The sequence below is a fragment of the Enterobacter sp. B79-1 genome, from assembly GCF_057444735.1.
Map to the genome: position 1 here is coordinate 295,938 of NZ_JBYAZJ010000005.1, position 15,501 is coordinate 311,438.

17 protein-coding genes and 1 tRNA gene are annotated in these 15,501 nt (G+C 53.4%); 8 read left to right on the forward strand and 10 right to left on the reverse strand.

The window, feature by feature from the left end; all coding sequences use genetic code 11:
• Positions 1–8 precede the first annotated feature (8 nt).
• The 5 genes from AC2T6E_RS16190 to AC2T6E_RS16210 all read left to right on the forward strand — a co-directional run bounded on the left by AC2T6E_RS16190 (position 9) and on the right by AC2T6E_RS16210 (position 4,433).
• Complete coding sequence (locus AC2T6E_RS16190; protein WP_330753088.1) at positions 9–1,181, forward strand: fimbrial protein; 1,173 nt, start codon at positions 9–11, stop codon at positions 1,179–1,181.
• A 54-nt stretch (positions 1,182–1,235) separates the two neighbouring features.
• A complete protein-coding gene (locus AC2T6E_RS16195; protein WP_174340163.1) occupies positions 1,236–2,423 on the forward strand; it encodes an HD-GYP domain-containing protein in 1,188 nt (395 codons plus the stop codon).
• A gap of 17 nt (positions 2,424–2,440) precedes the next feature.
• On the forward strand, positions 2,441–3,220 hold the full coding sequence (locus tag AC2T6E_RS16200; RefSeq protein WP_108416309.1) for a winged helix-turn-helix domain-containing protein: 780 nt from the start codon (positions 2,441–2,443) through the stop codon (positions 3,218–3,220).
• Entirely contained in the window at positions 3,217–3,696 is a 480-nt protein-coding gene (locus tag AC2T6E_RS16205; protein ID WP_108416308.1) for a hypothetical protein, read from the forward strand. The genes AC2T6E_RS16200 and AC2T6E_RS16205 overlap by 4 nt, the downstream gene beginning before the upstream one ends.
• A 107-nt stretch (positions 3,697–3,803) precedes the next feature.
• A complete protein-coding gene (locus AC2T6E_RS16210) occupies positions 3,804–4,433 on the forward strand; it encodes a Crp/Fnr family transcriptional regulator (protein ID WP_260662614.1) in 630 nt (209 codons plus the stop codon).
• Here the strand turns inward: AC2T6E_RS16210 and AC2T6E_RS16215 are convergent.
• Together AC2T6E_RS16215 and actS are read right to left on the reverse strand one after the other, a co-directional pair.
• Positions 4,400–4,473: transfer RNA gene (locus AC2T6E_RS16215), tRNA-Gly, on the reverse strand. The genes AC2T6E_RS16210 and AC2T6E_RS16215 overlap by 34 nt on opposite strands.
• 80 nt (positions 4,474–4,553) lie before the next feature.
• On the reverse strand, positions 4,554–5,279 hold the full coding sequence (gene actS, locus AC2T6E_RS16220; RefSeq protein ID WP_262182630.1) for an amidase activator ActS: 726 nt from the start codon (positions 5,277–5,279) through the stop codon (positions 4,554–4,556).
• A 160-nt stretch (positions 5,280–5,439) separates the two neighbouring features.
• Between actS and idi the strand changes: the two genes are divergently transcribed.
• Positions 5,440–5,982, forward strand: coding sequence for an isopentenyl-diphosphate Delta-isomerase (idi, locus tag AC2T6E_RS16225; RefSeq protein WP_148400612.1), 543 nt, complete (start codon positions 5,440–5,442; stop codon positions 5,980–5,982).
• Positions 5,983–6,020: 38 nt separating this feature from the next.
• Here idi and lysS read toward each other — a convergent pair whose 3' ends face one another.
• From lysS to xerD, 5 genes are all read right to left on the reverse strand, one after another.
• On the reverse strand, positions 6,021–7,538 hold the full coding sequence (lysS, locus tag AC2T6E_RS16230) for a lysine--tRNA ligase (RefSeq protein WP_010435299.1): 1,518 nt from the start codon (positions 7,536–7,538) through the stop codon (positions 6,021–6,023).
• Positions 7,539–7,547: 9 nt separating this feature from the next.
• A protein-coding gene (gene prfB / locus AC2T6E_RS16235) for a peptide chain release factor 2 (protein WP_108416304.1) occupies positions 7,548–8,646 on the reverse strand; the annotation gives its coding sequence in 2 pieces (ribosomal slippage) (positions 7,548–8,570 and positions 8,572–8,646; 1,098 coding nt in all).
• 89 nt (positions 8,647–8,735) lie between these two features.
• Positions 8,736–10,469 (reverse strand): single-stranded-DNA-specific exonuclease RecJ, encoded by a 1,734-nt coding sequence (gene recJ, locus AC2T6E_RS16240; protein WP_486692495.1) that lies wholly within the window; start codon positions 10,467–10,469, stop codon positions 8,736–8,738.
• A gap of 5 nt (positions 10,470–10,474) precedes the next feature.
• Positions 10,475–11,188: a bifunctional protein-disulfide isomerase/oxidoreductase DsbC gene (dsbC, locus tag AC2T6E_RS16245; RefSeq protein ID WP_010435313.1), complete on the reverse strand. Its 714-nt coding sequence runs from the start codon at positions 11,186–11,188 to the stop codon at positions 10,475–10,477.
• Between the two features lie 28 nt (positions 11,189–11,216).
• The gene (gene xerD / locus AC2T6E_RS16250) at positions 11,217–12,113 is read right to left on the reverse strand and encodes a site-specific tyrosine recombinase XerD (protein WP_089600303.1); all 897 of its coding nucleotides are present in this window, start codon (positions 12,111–12,113) and stop codon (positions 11,217–11,219) included.
• Between the two features lie 101 nt (positions 12,114–12,214).
• Here xerD and fldB point away from each other — a divergent pair, with 101 nt between their 5' ends.
• Positions 12,215–12,736 carry a flavodoxin FldB gene (fldB, locus tag AC2T6E_RS16255; RefSeq protein ID WP_042716099.1) on the forward strand — a complete coding sequence of 174 codons (522 nt, stop codon included), beginning with the start codon at positions 12,215–12,217 and terminating at the stop codon, positions 12,734–12,736.
• A 7-nt stretch (positions 12,737–12,743) separates the two neighbouring features.
• Here fldB and AC2T6E_RS16260 read toward each other — a convergent pair whose 3' ends face one another.
• Together AC2T6E_RS16260 and sdhE are read right to left on the reverse strand one after the other, a co-directional pair.
• Complete coding sequence (locus tag AC2T6E_RS16260) at positions 12,744–13,154, reverse strand: protein YgfX (RefSeq protein ID WP_010435320.1); 411 nt, start codon at positions 13,152–13,154, stop codon at positions 12,744–12,746.
• Positions 13,135–13,401, reverse strand: coding sequence for an FAD assembly factor SdhE (gene sdhE / locus AC2T6E_RS16265; RefSeq protein WP_010435322.1), 267 nt, complete (start codon positions 13,399–13,401; stop codon positions 13,135–13,137). Before sdhE ends, AC2T6E_RS16260 begins: the two co-directional genes overlap by 20 nt.
• Before the next feature lie 294 nt (positions 13,402–13,695).
• Here sdhE and ygfZ point away from each other — a divergent pair, with 294 nt between their 5' ends.
• On the forward strand, positions 13,696–14,676 hold the full coding sequence (gene ygfZ / locus AC2T6E_RS16270; RefSeq protein WP_108416301.1) for a tRNA-modifying protein YgfZ: 981 nt from the start codon (positions 13,696–13,698) through the stop codon (positions 14,674–14,676).
• Between the two features lie 84 nt (positions 14,677–14,760).
• Here the strand turns inward: ygfZ and trhA are convergent, their stop codons facing one another.
• The gene (gene trhA / locus AC2T6E_RS16275; protein ID WP_108416300.1) at positions 14,761–15,420 is read right to left on the reverse strand and encodes a PAQR family membrane homeostasis protein TrhA; all 660 of its coding nucleotides are present in this window, start codon (positions 15,418–15,420) and stop codon (positions 14,761–14,763) included.
• Positions 15,421–15,501 lie beyond the last annotated feature (81 nt).

Sequence of the window (15,501 nt, forward strand, 5' to 3'; positions counted from 1 at the left end):
AATCGATCATGAGCAAATCTTTATTTTTCATCTTTGCCGTATTCAGCCTGATAGCGATCCCTGGCTTTTCAGCCCAGGCGGCACCACAGGCCCGAGGCGTGACGGGGGATACCTGCCGTAATAGCGGCATTATATTTAAAAGCGTGGCGGAAGCGGATAAATCGCTTAATTTATCGTCTGCATTTATCACCTCGACGGTGGTTGAAAAGACATATACCACCAGCTGGTCGGGGAGTATGACCTGTACCTATGGCAACGTGGGTATTGGGGGAGTATTTCAGGATCACCTCTACTATTTCACTGGGTTTAATAACAACCCGGTGTATTTGAATTTTAACAGTGCTGATGGTGAAAGCAGTTACTGGATTAAGGTGACCTCTGAAATAACCGGCAGCAGTAAAGTCACGGTGAGCGGTATTGTGGGGATACACTCGCTCTCCTACCAGACGCAATATACCTTGCGAGCAGAGTTACTTTCCTCTGCGCCTGTTGGGGTGTCGACCTATACCAAAACCACCACCAGCGGTGCGCTGAGCGTCATTCCTGCCGTGATGAGTGGTACCGGCTCGGGATCCGACTCGCCCCTGCTCTCCTCTAAAACGTATGCGACCAGGGCATGGAATAACATGATGTCAGATACCGCGCGCAAAAGCTGGGATACCGATTATTTCCTCGCGTACGAGAAAATGACCATTCAATTCGAGCCGAAAGAAACCACCTGCAATATGACGCGTGACATGACGGTAAAACTTCCGCCTGCGCCGCTGAAAGAACTTAAAACGTACGGCAGAACCAATGGGGCGGATTTCACCATTCCCATTAAATGCGGAAACCTTGCCGGCGTAAAAACATCTACGCGGAATATTAAGGCCTGGCTTTCCAGCAATGATGTGATCGCTACGGACGGCAGTTCGCAAACGATGGTAAATGATGAAACAACCGCGGGCGGGGTCGGTATTGCTATTCGTAGTCGATCTTTTATGGGGGATTTCGAAGAGGTCAAACTCTCCAGCAGCACAAGCATGGGAAATGCCACTCAGATCCTTGATATTGTTAAAGACGATGACATTCAGGATACGCAATATATTCTTCTGCATGCTTACTACAGAGTGTATGACGCCTCCGCCTTATCGACCGGCACGGTGGTCGCGACCGCACAAATCATGTTCGGCTATGACTAATTCTCTCACGTAAACAATGACTTTCTTTTTTAAGACCTCTGCCAATTAAACGCCATGAAAATATCTGTTCAAACCGTGCTTAACTTATTACATAACATTATTCATCCGGTCTCTGCCGATCTGGTTAATCATTTACAACGCACGGCCATCATCACCTGGTATTTAAGCCAGCGCATTGGGCTGGATAAAACCGGGATCGGCAACGCTTTTCTGGCTGGCATGCTGCACGACATTGGTACGCTGAGTAAAGACCGCGAACACCTTTCTCCCGGCAGCGAGGGGTTTCTTGATGGGCATGAACAACTGGCGGGCTCAATGACGGCGGGGATCCGTTTCCTGCAACCCGTCACGCCGATCCTTGAAAACCATCATACCGCATGGTCTTCCTCGGGCTCGGACGATCTTCCTGTGGTACATCATTTGGTTAATATGGCGGATACCTTTGAGCTCTTTTTACGCGGGATTGACGGGGATTTTATTACCCAACGTGAAAGGGTCATTTCGGATTTCTTTGCCCACCCCATTCAGTGGCCCGCCCCTCTGGAGCAGGCGCTGCGAGAATCTACCCGTCAGGATGGCTTTTGGTTTCGCCTCGGCAATCCTTCGCTTTCCCAGGTGTTGAACGCCATCAGCCCGCTACACGACCACATGCTCGACCATCATGATTTTCTCGAAGTGTGCCAGCTCATCTCAAAAATCGTCGATAAGTACAGCAGCTTCACCCGCACCCATAGCGCCAGCGTAGCGCATGTTGCGGCCCGCCTGGCTGAACTCTACGGTTATGATGTCGATATGCAAGAAAAGATCTGTATTGCAGGCTATCTGCATGATATCGGCAAGCTTTTTACGCCGCTCCATATCCTGGAAAAGCATGGCAAGCTCGAATCCTTTGAGTACGCCACGATGAAGCAGCACAGCTACAAAACGCTGGTGATGCTGCATCCTATCTCTGAACTGGGGGATATTATCCGTTGGGCCGCCAACCATCACGAGCGGCTGGACGGCAGTGGATATCCGTTCAGGTTAGGCGCCGCCTCACTTGATATTCCGTCTCGCATCCTTGCGGTGGCGGATGTGTTTACTGCCATGACGGAAAACCGTCCCTACAGACAAGGGATGGAGAGCGCTAAGGCGATGGCTATACTCCACGAAGAAGTAAGAAATTACAGACTGGACAGGGACATCGTAACATTGCTGGACCATAATATTGGCAGTGTAAAAGCGCTTGTCGCGATGTGTTAACGTCCAAAGAACAGCTAATGAAATATTTGATTGCCAGCAAAGTTATTTACGATACAGAGAGCGGGGAATTCACTCTTCCCGGGGCAGAGCGCCTTGAGGCTCAAAAACTGACGAATACGGCCAACCGTATTCTGTCGCTGCTTATTGCTTCCCCGGGCACAGTGCTTGAGCGTCAATATCTGCTGGAACACGTTTGGGAATCCGCAGGGCATACCGGGTCTAGCTCTTCGCTCAACCAATATATTAGTATTTTACGCAAGACGTTAACCTCACTGACCGATATTGAAGAGTCGATCATCGTTGTCCCCAAAGTCGGGTTTTACTTTTCCGCCGATATTGACGTACAGCTTCTGGATGAGCCCTGTGCGCCAGCGCCCGGGAATGATAACGTTGCGGCAAAGAAGAAAATACCGTCGTTGCCGCTTAAATACAGTATCCCGGCGCTTCTTATTTTGGCGTTGATTGCGGCCAATTTATGGGTCTGGAGTCAGCCAAAAGCCAATGAACGCTATTCCAGAGTCAATGAGATAGGCAAGCTCGAAAAATGTACCCTCACCACCTATGAACATCTTTCTGCCGATGAACGGCAGCGGTTACATGAGGTATTGCTGTCGGCACAGCCGCAGCTTGCAGAAAAATGTGCAAACCATTTAGCACTGTTAACGGTAAACGTTCAGCCCAGCGTGTTTTATGGCAGCAGCGGACGCATTTTTTACTCTTTTTGTCCTTTAGATTCTGAAAACGAAACGCTAGCGTACTGTGAAAATCACTACGCCTTTAACTGGAAAATGAAATGAAGATTGCGCTAACGCTTTCTGCGACTGTCCTGATCCTGACAGGTGCGCTTATCTGGGGAATGGTTAACCGCACCTCAGCGTATATCGACGATCGGTGCTTTGCCAATTTTACCTATACCGATAACACAAATGAAAAGGCATTCAATTTCAAAGGAAACATATTCTTTGAATTTTCAAAGAACAAAACCGGACAATTTAATTTATCCGGTGACGTTTCCTATCAGGGACAAAACTACACGTTCTCGCGCTATGTAAAGTTTAACTATGTCAATATTAAAAATAATGCCTACAGAATAAAAATCATTTCGCACGAAACCATGGCGCATGACAATGTCCCAGCAGCCATCTCACCTCTTGCCATTAAGATATTATTTCTTACCGGCGAATATTCTATGTACCTGCACAAGCATGATAATAACTTTATTACGATTGGAAATTCACTTTCACCGTTGATGAATTGCGTTATACAGTCCTGACGTTTTGGTAAGAACCCGATGTTATGAAGAAGAATAATTGTGTCAGCTGTGCAAAATGTGGGTTTGCTGAGGTATGCCAGTCGTATCTTTTCGACCATCAGGAACCCATGTTTATTAAAGATTTCGCGCGTAAAAAACGTATTGCTAAAAATGAATTTATCTACCGGCACGGAACGACAGTAAAAGCATTGTATGCGCTCAGGCGTGGGGTGGCGAAGATTTATGATGCTCAGCAAACACTTCAGGGAATTGTCTTTCCCGGTCAGGTTATCGGGGCAGAGGAGCTCTTTAGCGAGCATTATCAGTACAGCGTGCAGGCGGCCACCGAGGTAGAAATTTGTGAGTTACAAAATACCCATTTCTATCATCTGAGCCAGATAACCAGCAGCTTCACCCATTTTATCATTGCTATCCTCTCCCGCTCCGCGAGTGAAAAACAGCAGTTTATCAGCGTGCTGGTGAATCATGACGGCGTGCAAAAAGTGCGTGGATTTATTCAACTTATGGTGGATATCAACAGGGAGTATGGCTTCGAGCATAACATTCTTGAACTGCCGCTCAGCAAAAAAGAGCTGGCGCAGCTGCTGGGTATTTCTCAATCAACGCTGTCTCGCGCATTCGATACGCTGGCGGCGCAGCGTAAACTGTCGATCAATAAAAAAGAGATTGTCGTGCTTGATGGACCGGATGATGAAGCAGGGACTGGAGCGGGCGAAGGGAATCGAACCCTCGTATAGAGCTTGGGAAGCTCTCGTTCTACCATTGAACTACGCCCGCTTTGAGGTGCGTAAGGCATTATAGACCTTACGCTTTTTCATACAAGTGTCAGCATCACCAAGTGGCGATTAAATGACCACTTAGCACTTCGGTTTGCTGCCCTGAGCCGGGAGATAGCGCTGCGGATCGATAGCCGTCGCCTTATAGCGGATCTGGAAATGCAGCTTCACCGAGTCCGTCCCGGTATTGCCCATGGTGGCTATCTTCTGCCCCGCCTTCACGTTTTGTCCGTTATTGACCAGCATCGTGTCATTATGCGCATAAGCGGTGATGTAATCTTCGCCGTGCTTAATCATGATCAGATTCCCGTATCCACGCAGCTGGTTGCCGACGTAGACCACCTTCCCGGCGCCGGAGGCGTAGACCGGCGTGCCGCGCGCAGCAGCAATATCAATACCTTTGTTACCGCCCTCAGAAAGTGAATAAGGCACCACAACTTTACCGCTGGCGGGCCAAACCCAGCAGCGCTGCCCGACCGGTGGCCAGGAAGACTTCGGCACCTGGTACGACGGCGTCACTTTGGCCGTTTTGCCTTTTGAAGAGGCTTTTTTGGCTGAAGAGGAGCCGCCATTGACCTTCAGTTTCTGCCCCACCTCAATGGTATAGGGGGGAGAGATGTTATTCAGACGCGCGAGATCCTTTACGCTGGTTCCCGTTGCACGTGAAATGCGATACAGGGTATCCCCGCGCTTAACGGTATAGACCGCACCGGAATAGCTGCCCATATCCGACGATTTGCTTCCCGAGCATCCCGCCAGAAGTAGCGTCAGCGTCAGGCAAAAAATGGCAGTGATGGGGTTTCTCATCAGGCTTCCTGCAAACAAAACAGATCCTCGGTCAGCGTAAATGGCGCACTATGATAGCAGCCAAAACGAACAGGGGTCATGCCCTTTTCCGCTCCTGGTGCCAAACCGTTCGTATAAGAATGCCGTATAATGATCCGGCTGATCTGGTACCGGAGCATCAATGAGTATTCAAGAACACGTTATTTTGGTAAATGACCAGGGAAAGGTGATTGGCACTCAGGAAAAATATGCCGCGCACACCTCGCATACCCCGTTGCATCTGGCCTTCTCTTCCTGGCTTTTTAATGCCCGCGGCGAATGTCTGATTACCCGACGCGCCTTAAGCAAAAAAGCCTGGCCCGGCGTCTGGACCAACTCGGTCTGCGGCCACCCTCAGTCAGGTGAAGAGATGGAACAGGCAATAATCCGCCGCTGCCGCTTTGAAGTGGGCGCAGAACTGGCCGATATCACCGCCGTCGCCCCTGAGTTTCGCTATCGGGAAGCCGACCCGTCCGGGATCGTGGAAAATGAAATTTGCCCGGTATTCGCTGCCCGCATCACCAATGACGTGACGATAAACGAAAATGAAGTGATGGACTATCAGTGGGTTGAGCTGGACACATTATTCCGCGCGCTGGACGCGACGCCCTGGGCCTTTAGCCCGTGGATGATCATGGAAGCGACAACCGCCCGCGATAAACTCAAAGCCTTCGCGGCGCAATAAAAAAGCCCCTTTCGGGGCTTTTTTTACATCTTAACGCCTTATTTCACCGGGCGCATCGCCGGGAACAGGATCACGTCACGGATGGTATGGCTGTTGGTGAACAGCATCACCATACGGTCGATACCAATCCCCAGACCCGCCGTTGGTGGCAGGCCGTGCTCCAGCGCGGTCACGTAGTCTTCGTCGAAGAACATCGCTTCGTCGTCGCCTGCCGCTTTCGCATCTACCTGGTCCTGGAAACGCTGCGCCTGATCTTCTGCATCGTTCAGCTCGCTGAAGCCGTTGCCGATTTCGCGGCCACCGATGAAGAATTCGAAGCGATCGGTGATTTCCGGGTTCACGTCATTACGACGCGCCAGCGGAGAGACTTCTGCCGGGTATTCGGTGATGAAGGTCGGCTGAATCAGGTGCGCTTCGGCCACTTCTTCGAAGATCTCGGTCACGATACGGCCCAGACCCCAGCTCTTCTCAACCTTGATACCGATGCTTTCCGCAATGGCTTTCGCTGAGTCGAAGTTATCCAGATCGGCCATCTCGGTTTCCGGACGGTATTTCTTGATCGCTTCGCGCATGGTCAGCTTGACGAACGGTTTGCCGAAGTCGAAGACTTCTTCACCGTAAGGTACTTCGGTGGTACCCAGAATGTCCTGCGCCAGGGTACGGAACAGGGATTCGGTCAGCTCGATCAGATCTTTGTAATCCGCATACGCCATATAGAGTTCCATCATGGTGAACTCTGGGTTATGGCGCACGGAGATGCCTTCGTTACGGAAGTTACGGTTGATTTCGAACACGCGGTCGAAGCCACCGACCACCAGACGCTTCAGGTACAGTTCCGGCGCGATACGCAGGTACATGTCCAGGTCCAGGGCGTTGTGATGGGTGATGAACGGACGCGCAGACGCACCGCCAGGGATCACCTGCATCATTGGGGTTTCTACTTCCATAAAATCGCGGTTGACCATGAACTGGCGGATACCGGCCATGATCTGAGAGCGAATTTTGAAGGTCTTGCGGGATTCATCGTTAGAGATGAGATCCAGATAACGCTGACGGTAGCGCGCTTCCTGATCCTGCAGGCCGTGGAATTTGTCCGGCAGCGGGCGCAGGGCTTTGGTCAACAGACGCAGCTCGGTGCAGTGGATAGAGAGTTCACCGGTCTTGGTTTTGAACAGTTTACCTTTCGCGCCCAGGATATCGCCCAGGTCCCACTTCTTGAACTGCTCGTTGTAGATGCCTTCCGGCAGGTCGTCACGGGAAACGTACAGCTGAATACGGCCGCCAACGTCCTGCAGCGTCACGAAGGACGCTTTACCCATGATACGACGGGTCATCATACGGCCAGCCACAGACACTTCGATGTTCAGCGCTTCCAGCTCTTCGTTCTCTTTACCGTCGAAGTCTGCGTGCAGTTGGTCTGAGGTGTGGTCACGACGAAAATCGTTCGGGAACGGCACGCCCTGCTCGCGCAGCGCTGCCAGCTTCTCGCGGCGGGTTTTCAGTTCGTTGTTAAGATCGACTACCGCGTCAGCGCCCTGTGCTTGTTGTTCAGACATGTTGGTTCCTCATAACCCTGCTTTCAAACTTGCTTCGATAAATTGATCCAGGCTGCCGTCCAGCACCGCCTGCGTGTTGCGGGTTTCAACCCCGGTACGCAGGTCTTTGATGCGGGAGTCATCAAGGACGTAAGAACGGATCTGGCTGCCCCAGCCGATGTCGGACTTGTTGTCTTCCATCGCCTGTTTCTCAGCATTTTTCTTCTGCATTTCCAGTTCATAAAGCTTCGCTTTCATCTGCTTCATGGCCTGGTCTTTGTTCTTATGCTGGGAACGGTCATTCTGGCACTGCGTTACCGTGTTGGTTGGAATGTGGGTAATACGCACCGCCGATTCCGTACGGTTAACGTGCTGACCACCCGCACCGGATGCGCGGTAAACGTCGATTCGCAGATCGGCCGGGTTGATTTCGATATCGATATCGTCTTTCACTTCCGGGTAAACAAACGCGGAGCTGAAGGAGGTATGACGGCGTCCGCCAGAATCGAACGGGCTCTTACGTACCAGGCGATGAACGCCGGTTTCAGTACGCAGCCAGCCGTAGGCGTAATCACCAATAATCTTAATAGTGATGGATTTCAGACCCGCGACTTCACCTTCAGATTCTTCGATAATTTCGGTTTTGAAACCGCGCGCTTCTGCCCAACGCAAATACATACGCGCCAGCATGCTCGCCCAGTCCTGCGCTTCTGTACCGCCAGAACCGGCCTGAATATCGAGATAGCAGTCGGCGCTGTCGTATTCGCCGGAGAACATACGACGGAATTCGAGCTGTGCCAGCTTCTCTTCCAGAACGTCGAGTTCTGCCACGGCTTCGTTAAAGGTTTCTTCGTCGTCGGCTTCTACAGCCAGTTCCAACAGACCAGAGACATCTTCCAGCCCCTGAGACATTTGGTCCAGGGTATCGACAATCGCTTCGAGAGAGGAACGCTCTTTACCCAGCGCCTGCGCGCGTTCAGGTTCGTTCCAGACGTCCGGCTGTTCCAGCTCGGCGTTTACTTCTTCAAGACGCTCTTTCTTGGCATCATAGTCAAAGATACCCCCTAAGAACGTCAGAGCGCTCCGTGAGGTCCTGAATGCGGTTTTTTACCGGATTAATTTCAAACATGGTCTGTTTTCTTTTATGGGCTTGTCAAAATGCGGTGATAAGAGCGGGATTGTACCGAATCCACGCCCTTTTTTGTAGCTTTACTGACGCTAAATTGGCCAGATATTGTCGATGATGATCTGAAGGGAGCGGTTACCGCGAAACTCGTTGATATCAAGCTTATAGGCCAGCTCAACCTCCCGCACGCCGTTGTCCGGCCAAATGGAGGTGTCAACGTTGAAGGCGATGCCGTCCAGCAGCGGGCCGCCACCGGCTGGCTCGACCATCACTTTGAGGTGACGTTCGCCAACAATTCGCTGTTGCAGCAGACGGAAACGGCCATCGAACAGCGGTTCCGGGAACATCTGCCCCCACGGCCCCGCGTCACGCAGCATCTGGGCCACCTCCATGGTCATTTCAGCCGGTGAAAGTTCGCCGTCGGAGACCACTTCGCCCTGTAACAGTGCAGGGTCAATCCAGTCTGTCACCAGCTCGCCAAACAGCCGCTGAAACTCGTCGAACTTCGCCTCTTCCAGCGACAGGCCTGCCGCCATCGCGTGACCGCCAAACTTGATCATCAGACCCGGGTAAAGCGTATCCAGGCGCTCCAGCGCATCGCGCATGTGCAGCCCCTGAATTGAACGACCGGAGCCTTTCAGCGTGCCGTCGCCCGCAGGGGCAAACGCAATCACCGGACGGTGGAAGCGCTCTTTGATGCGCGACGCCAGGATACCGACCACGCCCTGATGCCACTCGGGATGGTACATCGCCAGGCCGCCCGGCAGCGTTTCGCCGCTGCGTTCCAGCTTTTCACACAGGGTCAGCGCTTCGGCCTGCATCCCCTGCTCGATCTCTTTACGGGTCTGGTTCAGGGCGTCCAGCTCGTTCGCCAGCACGCGCGCCTCGCCGATGTTGTCGCACAGCAGCAGCGCGACGCCGACGGACATATCGTCCAGCCTTCCGGCGGCGTTAAGACGCGGCCCGAGGGCAAAGCCGAGATCGCTTGCCGCCAGCTTGAGCGGATCGCGGTTTGAAATTTCCAGCAGCGCCTTAATCCCCGGACGGCACTTGCCCGCCCGGATGCGGCTTAAGCCCTGCCAGGTCAAAATACGGTTGTTGGTATCGAGAGGCACCACGTCCGCCACGGTACCCAGCGCCACCAGGTCGAGATATTCGGCCAGGTTCGGCACGGCAATCCCGCGCAACTCAAACCAGCCCTTATCACGCAGCAGCGTTCGCAGCGCCAGCATCAGATAAAACGCCACGCCGACACCGGCCAGGGATTTCGACGGGAAATCGCAGTCGCGCAGATTAGGGTTAATGATGGCTTCGGCGGCAGGCAGGGTTTCGCCCGGCAGGTGGTGATCGGTAACCAGCACCGGGATCCCCAGCGCATGCGCATGATCGACACCCGCATGGGAGGAGATCCCGTTATCCACGGTCAGGATCATCTGCGCACCGCGCGCGTGAGCCTGATCGACCACTTCCGGGCTAAGACCGTAACCGTCTTCAAAGCGGTTTGGCACCAGATAGGTGACGTTATCGCAGCCCAGCGCGCGCAGGCTGAGCACGCTCAGTGCGGTACTGGTTGCGCCGTCGGCATCGAAATCGCCCACCACCACAATCCGCGTCCCTTCCCGGAACGCGTTGTAGAGCATTTCAGTGGCCTTTTCGACGCCGCTTAGCTGCTGCCAGGGCAGCATACCTTTGACGCTACGCTCAAGATCGTCCGCCGTTCGCACGCCGCGGCTGGCATAGAGCCGCTTCAGCAGCGGCGAAAGATCGTCAGGTAAATCAGCCGTGTCAGCCGCTTCGCGGCGGCGCAGTTTTATCGGAGCTTTCACGCGGATTATTTACCCGCAGTCTGTTTCTGGTGCGCGTCGAGGAACTCTTTCATCTCTTTTGGTCCCTGATAGCCCGGCACCACGTAGCCGTTGCTCAGCACGATGGCTGGGGTACCGGTCACGCCAAACTGCACGCCCAGCGCATAGTGATTTGCGATATCAATGTCGCAGGAAGCAGGCTTAACGCCTTTGCCGTTCATGGCATCATCAAAGGCCTTGTTGCGGTCTTTCGCACACCAGATAGCCTTCATGTCCTGCTCTGGCTGGCTCTGCACGCCTGCGCGCGGGAAGGCCAGGTAACGCACGGTAATACCCAGCGCGTTGTAGTCTTTCATCTCTTCATGCAGCTTGTGGCAGTAGCCGCAGGTGATGTCGGTGAAGACGGTAATCACGTGTTTTTCCTGCGCCGCTTTATAAACGATCATCTCTTTTTCAAGCGCATTCAGGTTTTTCATCAGCAGCTGGTTGGTCACGTTGACCGGCTGCGCGCCGCTCACGTCATACATCGGCCCCTGAATGATGTGCTTTCCGTCTTCGGTCACGTACAGCACACCACTGTTGGTTAAGACGGTTTTCATTCCCGCAACGGGCGCGGGCTGAATGTCGCTGCTGGTGACGCCCAGTTTCGTCAGAGACTGTTTGATGGCGGCGTCGTCAGCATGAGCAAAACCGGTAAATGAGGCTGCCAGCAGGGTGAACAGCGCAAAAGACTTTTTCATATTTAATCCTGTAACAATTCGTCGGCACTCACGCGCGTGGGTGGTGCTGTTGGTGTAGCTGCCGCAGGCGTTCCGTCGCGACATGGGTATAAATTTGCGTTGTTGAGAGATCGCTGTGTCCCAACAGCATCTGCACCACGCGCAAATCAGCGCCGTGGTTTAGCAGATGCGTCGCAAAGGCATGACGCAAAACGTGCGGCGACAGCTTTTCACTGTCAATGCCTGCCAGTGTGGCGTAATGCTTGATACGATGCCAGAAGGTTTGTCGCGTCATCTGCTGCGCGCGCTGGCTGGGGAACAGCACATCGATAGAAACGCCATTCAGAAGCCACGGTCTGCCGTGCTCCAGATACGTCTCCAGCCAGTACACCGCCTCTTCACCCAGCGGGACGAGCCGTTCTTTGTTCCCTTTACCTATCACGCGAACCACGCCCTGACGCAGGCTGATATCGCTCATCGTCAGGCCAACCAGTTCCGAAACGCGCAAACCGGTAGCATACAATAGTTCAAGCATCGCTTTATCGCGTAACTCCAGCGGCAGGTCAACAGCGGGTGATTGTAATAATCTCTCAACTTGCGCTTCGCTAAGATCTTTCGGCAGCCGCTGCGGAAGTTTAGGCGATGCCAGCAGCGCACTGGGATCGTCCGCCCGGATCTTCTCTCGGTAGAGATGCTGGAACAGACGACGCATTGCGCTAAGCAGGCGTGCGGAGCTGGTGGCCTTGTAGCCACCGTCCATCCGCTCACCCAGCAGCGCCTGCAGGTCATCGCGTTGGACACTCTCAAGCGTCAGTTCCCGGTGTGCCAGCCATTCCACCAGCATGGTGAGATCGCGCCGATAGGCACTGAGCGTGTTTTCGGCCAGGTTTTTCTCCAGCCACAGCGCGTCGAGAAACTGTTCGATGAGTGCGAGATCCTTTTCCACATCAACCTCTTTGATTCTGCAATCCGGGCATTATGCCTGATTGCCATCGGTTTCTGGTACACTACGCGCAAAGTCAGAGTAAGAATTGAGAACGTTACGCGATGAATATTGGTCTTTTCTATGGTTCCAGCACCTGCTATACCGAAATGGCAGCGGAAAAAATTCGCGACATCATCGGCCCGGAGCTGGTGACGTTGCATAACCTGAAAGATGACGCCGTCGCGCTGATGGAACAGTACGACGTGCTGATCCTCGGCATCCCGACCTGGGACTTTGGCGAGATACAGGAAGACTGGGAAGCCATCTGGGATCAGCTCGATTCGCTCAACCTCGACGGCAAAATCATTGCGATGTACGGCATGGGCGACCAGCTTGGCTACGGCGAGTGGTTCCTGGATGCGCTCGGCATGCTGCACGATAAACTGGCACCGAAAGGCGCGACGTTTATCGGCTACTGGCCAACAGAAGGCTATGAGTTCACCAGCAAAAAACCGATTATCGCGGATGGCCAGCTGTTTGTCGGGCTTGCCCTGGATGAAACCAACCAGTACGACCTCAGCGACGAACGCCTGGAAAACTGGTGCGAACAGATTCTGGGTGAAATGGCCGAGAAGTTCAGCTAACGCGAACTTAGTCCTGCGTCGGTTGTTGCAACATCATCCGGCGCAGATCTCGCCACTCCGCAGCATCCATACTGTCGGCAGCCAGCCACAGGTGCTGGCGACGACCACCTTCAGGCTGACGCAGTCTCAGCATCATGCCAACGCTGAGCATCCACGGTGTACCGACGATCTCCCACTCTTTCCCCTGCCAGCGCAGACGGGAATCCATCAGCAGTTTGATTTCACCCTGACGGGCGTTGATCCGGCGCTGGCTGCGCACGCTATCAAAAACCACAAACGACAGCAGCAATAACCACAGAGGCGTATAGCTTAGCGGCCACGGCATCAGTAAAACAAAGGCCGCAACCAGGCCGTGGAGCAGTAATGACATCCACTGCGAGCGCCATGAGACGCGAAGATCAGATTGCCACAGGACCACGTTCCCGATTCCGTGTTTGAATTAATTGCACCATCCGTTGCAACTCGGTGTCGGCGGGTTTGCCGTGATTCATCAGCCAGTTGAATAAATCCGGATCGTCAGACTCAAGAAGGCGAACAAACAGGCGCTTATCGTCATCGCTTAAGCTGTCATACTCATATTCAAAGAACGGCATGATGGAGATATCAAGTTCGCGCATGCCGCGACGGCACGCCCAGTGAATACGGGCCTTGTTGTTAATATCCATGTTCTGTTTCCTGCATTACGTTTGGCACAGTCGGTATCCCGTTAGGTATTCATTATTTCTTTCCGGGAACAGTTGCTAGTGTAACGTGTTTTTGGCCGTTTCTTTACTGGAATATTGCAATCGCCGAGCCGGATTCCAGAATAACCACTCTAAAGACAGTGAATTACATTATTTTGCGTGACGCTGCGCATAACCGCACGATGGCACGAATGGCGTGCTGAAAGCGCTTGCAATGGCTGTAGTCTCTTTTACCATTAGGCATTATCAAAGCGTTAAGCAATTCAGGATATCACTATGGCATTTACTCCATTTACTCCTCGCCAGCCCGCCGCCTCTGCGCGTCTGCCGCTGACGCTGATGACTCTTGATGACTGGGCGCTGGCGACGCTTACCGGTGCCGACGCCGAAAAATACCTGCAGGGGCAGGTGACGGCAGACGTTGCGCAGCTGACTGAACACCAGCACCTGCTGGCAGCGCACTGCGATCCAAAAGGAAAAATGTGGAGCAATCTGCGCCTGTTCCGCCGCCAGGATGGGTTTGCCTTAATTGAACGCCGCAGCCTGCGTGATGCCCAGCTGACCGAACTGAAAAAATATGCGGTGTTTTCCAAAGTCACCATCGCGCCGGACGACGAGCATGTTTTGCTGGGTGTGGCAGGTTTCCAGGCGCGTGCAGCGCTCAACAATCTCTTCAGCGAACTGCCGGATGCGGAAAAACAGGTGGTCAGCGAAGGTGAAACCTCTATTTTGTGGTTTGAGCATCCTGCCGAGCGTTTCCTGCTGGTGACGGATGCTGCTACCGCTGAACGCGTGACCGAGGCCCTGCGCGGTGAAGCGCAGTTGAATAACAGCCAACAGTGGCTGGCGCTGAACATTGAAGCGGGTTTGCCCGTCATTGACGCGGTGAACAGCGCACAGTTTATTCCGCAGGCGACAAACATCCAGGCGTTGGGTGGCATCAGCTTTAAGAAAGGCTGTTACACCGGTCAGGAGATGGTGGCACGTGCAAAATTCCGCGGTGCCAACAAACGCGCCCTGTGGACACTGGCGGGCCGCGCCAGCCGCGTTCCGGAAGCAGGTGAAGATCTCGAGTTGAAAATGGGTGAAAACTGGCGCCGTACCGGCACGGTACTCGCCGCCGTTCAGCTGGATGATGGTCGTCTGCTGGTGCAGGTCGTCATGAATAACGATATGGAAGCCGACAGCGTATTCCGCGTGCGCGACGATGCCAATACGTTGAGCATTGAACCGCTGCCGTATTCACTGGAAGAGTGATGCTGTATCGCCCGGTGGCGCTGCGCTTACCGGGCCTACTGATCCCGTAGGTCGGGTAAGGCGAAGCCGCCACCCGACAACAAACTACACCTGCCCCACATACAAATAAATCGCCAGGAAATGGCACACGCTGCCGCCCAGCACAAAGCCGTGCCAGATAGCGTGGTTATACGGAATGCGCTTGCAGACGTAGAAAATCACGCCCAGCGAGTAGACCACACCGCCCACTGCCAGAAGCGTTACGCCCCCAACCGCCAGCTTAATCGCCAGTTGATATACCACAATCAGCGACAGCCAGCCCATTGTCAGATAGGTCACCAGCGACAGCACCTTAAAACGGTGTGCAATGGTCAGCTTAAACAGGATCCCCAGCAGCGCCAGGCTCCAGATTATAATCATCAGGCCACGCGACAGCGGCGAGTTTAATCCCACCAGCAAAAACGGCGTGTAGGTACCTGCAATAAGAAGATAGATAGCGCAGTGGTCAAATTTTTTGAGCCAGATCTTAGCCCGTTGATGGGGAATAGCGTGATACAGCGTTGAGGCCAGGAAGAGCAGGATCATACTCCCGCCATACAAGCTGTAGCTGGTAATAGCCATCGCGCTGGCGTTGGTGTCCACCGCCTGCACCAGCAGTAATACTAAACCGACAATCCCAAAAACCAGGCCTATGCCGTGGCTTATGCTGTTGGCTACTTCCTCAGCCAGCGAATATCCCTGTGCGATTAATGGTCTGCTTACCATACTTAACTCCGGGAATACAAAAGATGATTATTCATCGCCTGACTATGCTAACTGAGAATGATTCCAGTGAACACCTGTTAG

Coding starts and splice junctions, on each gene's coding strand:
- fldB (WP_042716099.1), top strand. CDS start 12,215: ATGAATATTGGTCTTTTCTATGGTTCCAGCACCTGCTATACCGAAATG.
- AC2T6E_RS16205 (WP_108416308.1), top strand. CDS start 3,217: ATGAAGATTGCGCTAACGCTTTCTGCGACTGTCCTGATCCTGACAGGT.
- sdhE (WP_010435322.1), bottom strand. CDS start 13,401: ATGGATATTAACAACAAGGCCCGTATTCACTGGGCGTGCCGTCGCGGC.
- lysS (WP_010435299.1), bottom strand. CDS start 7,538: ATGTCTGAACAACAAGCACAGGGCGCTGACGCGGTAGTCGATCTTAAC.
- ygfZ (WP_108416301.1), top strand. CDS start 13,696: ATGGCATTTACTCCATTTACTCCTCGCCAGCCCGCCGCCTCTGCGCGT.
- AC2T6E_RS16210 (WP_260662614.1), top strand. CDS start 3,804: ATGTTTATTAAAGATTTCGCGCGTAAAAAACGTATTGCTAAAAATGAA.
- AC2T6E_RS16195 (WP_174340163.1), top strand. CDS start 1,236: ATGAAAATATCTGTTCAAACCGTGCTTAACTTATTACATAACATTATT.
- AC2T6E_RS16200 (WP_108416309.1), top strand. CDS start 2,441: ATGAAATATTTGATTGCCAGCAAAGTTATTTACGATACAGAGAGCGGG.
- AC2T6E_RS16190 (WP_330753088.1), top strand. CDS start 9: ATGAGCAAATCTTTATTTTTCATCTTTGCCGTATTCAGCCTGATAGCG.
- trhA (WP_108416300.1), bottom strand. CDS start 15,420: ATGGTAAGCAGACCATTAATCGCACAGGGATATTCGCTGGCTGAGGAA.
- actS (WP_262182630.1), bottom strand. CDS start 5,279: ATGAGAAACCCCATCACTGCCATTTTTTGCCTGACGCTGACGCTACTT.
- idi (WP_148400612.1), top strand. CDS start 5,440: ATGAGTATTCAAGAACACGTTATTTTGGTAAATGACCAGGGAAAGGTG.
- dsbC (WP_010435313.1), bottom strand. CDS start 11,188: ATGAAAAAGTCTTTTGCGCTGTTCACCCTGCTGGCAGCCTCATTTACC.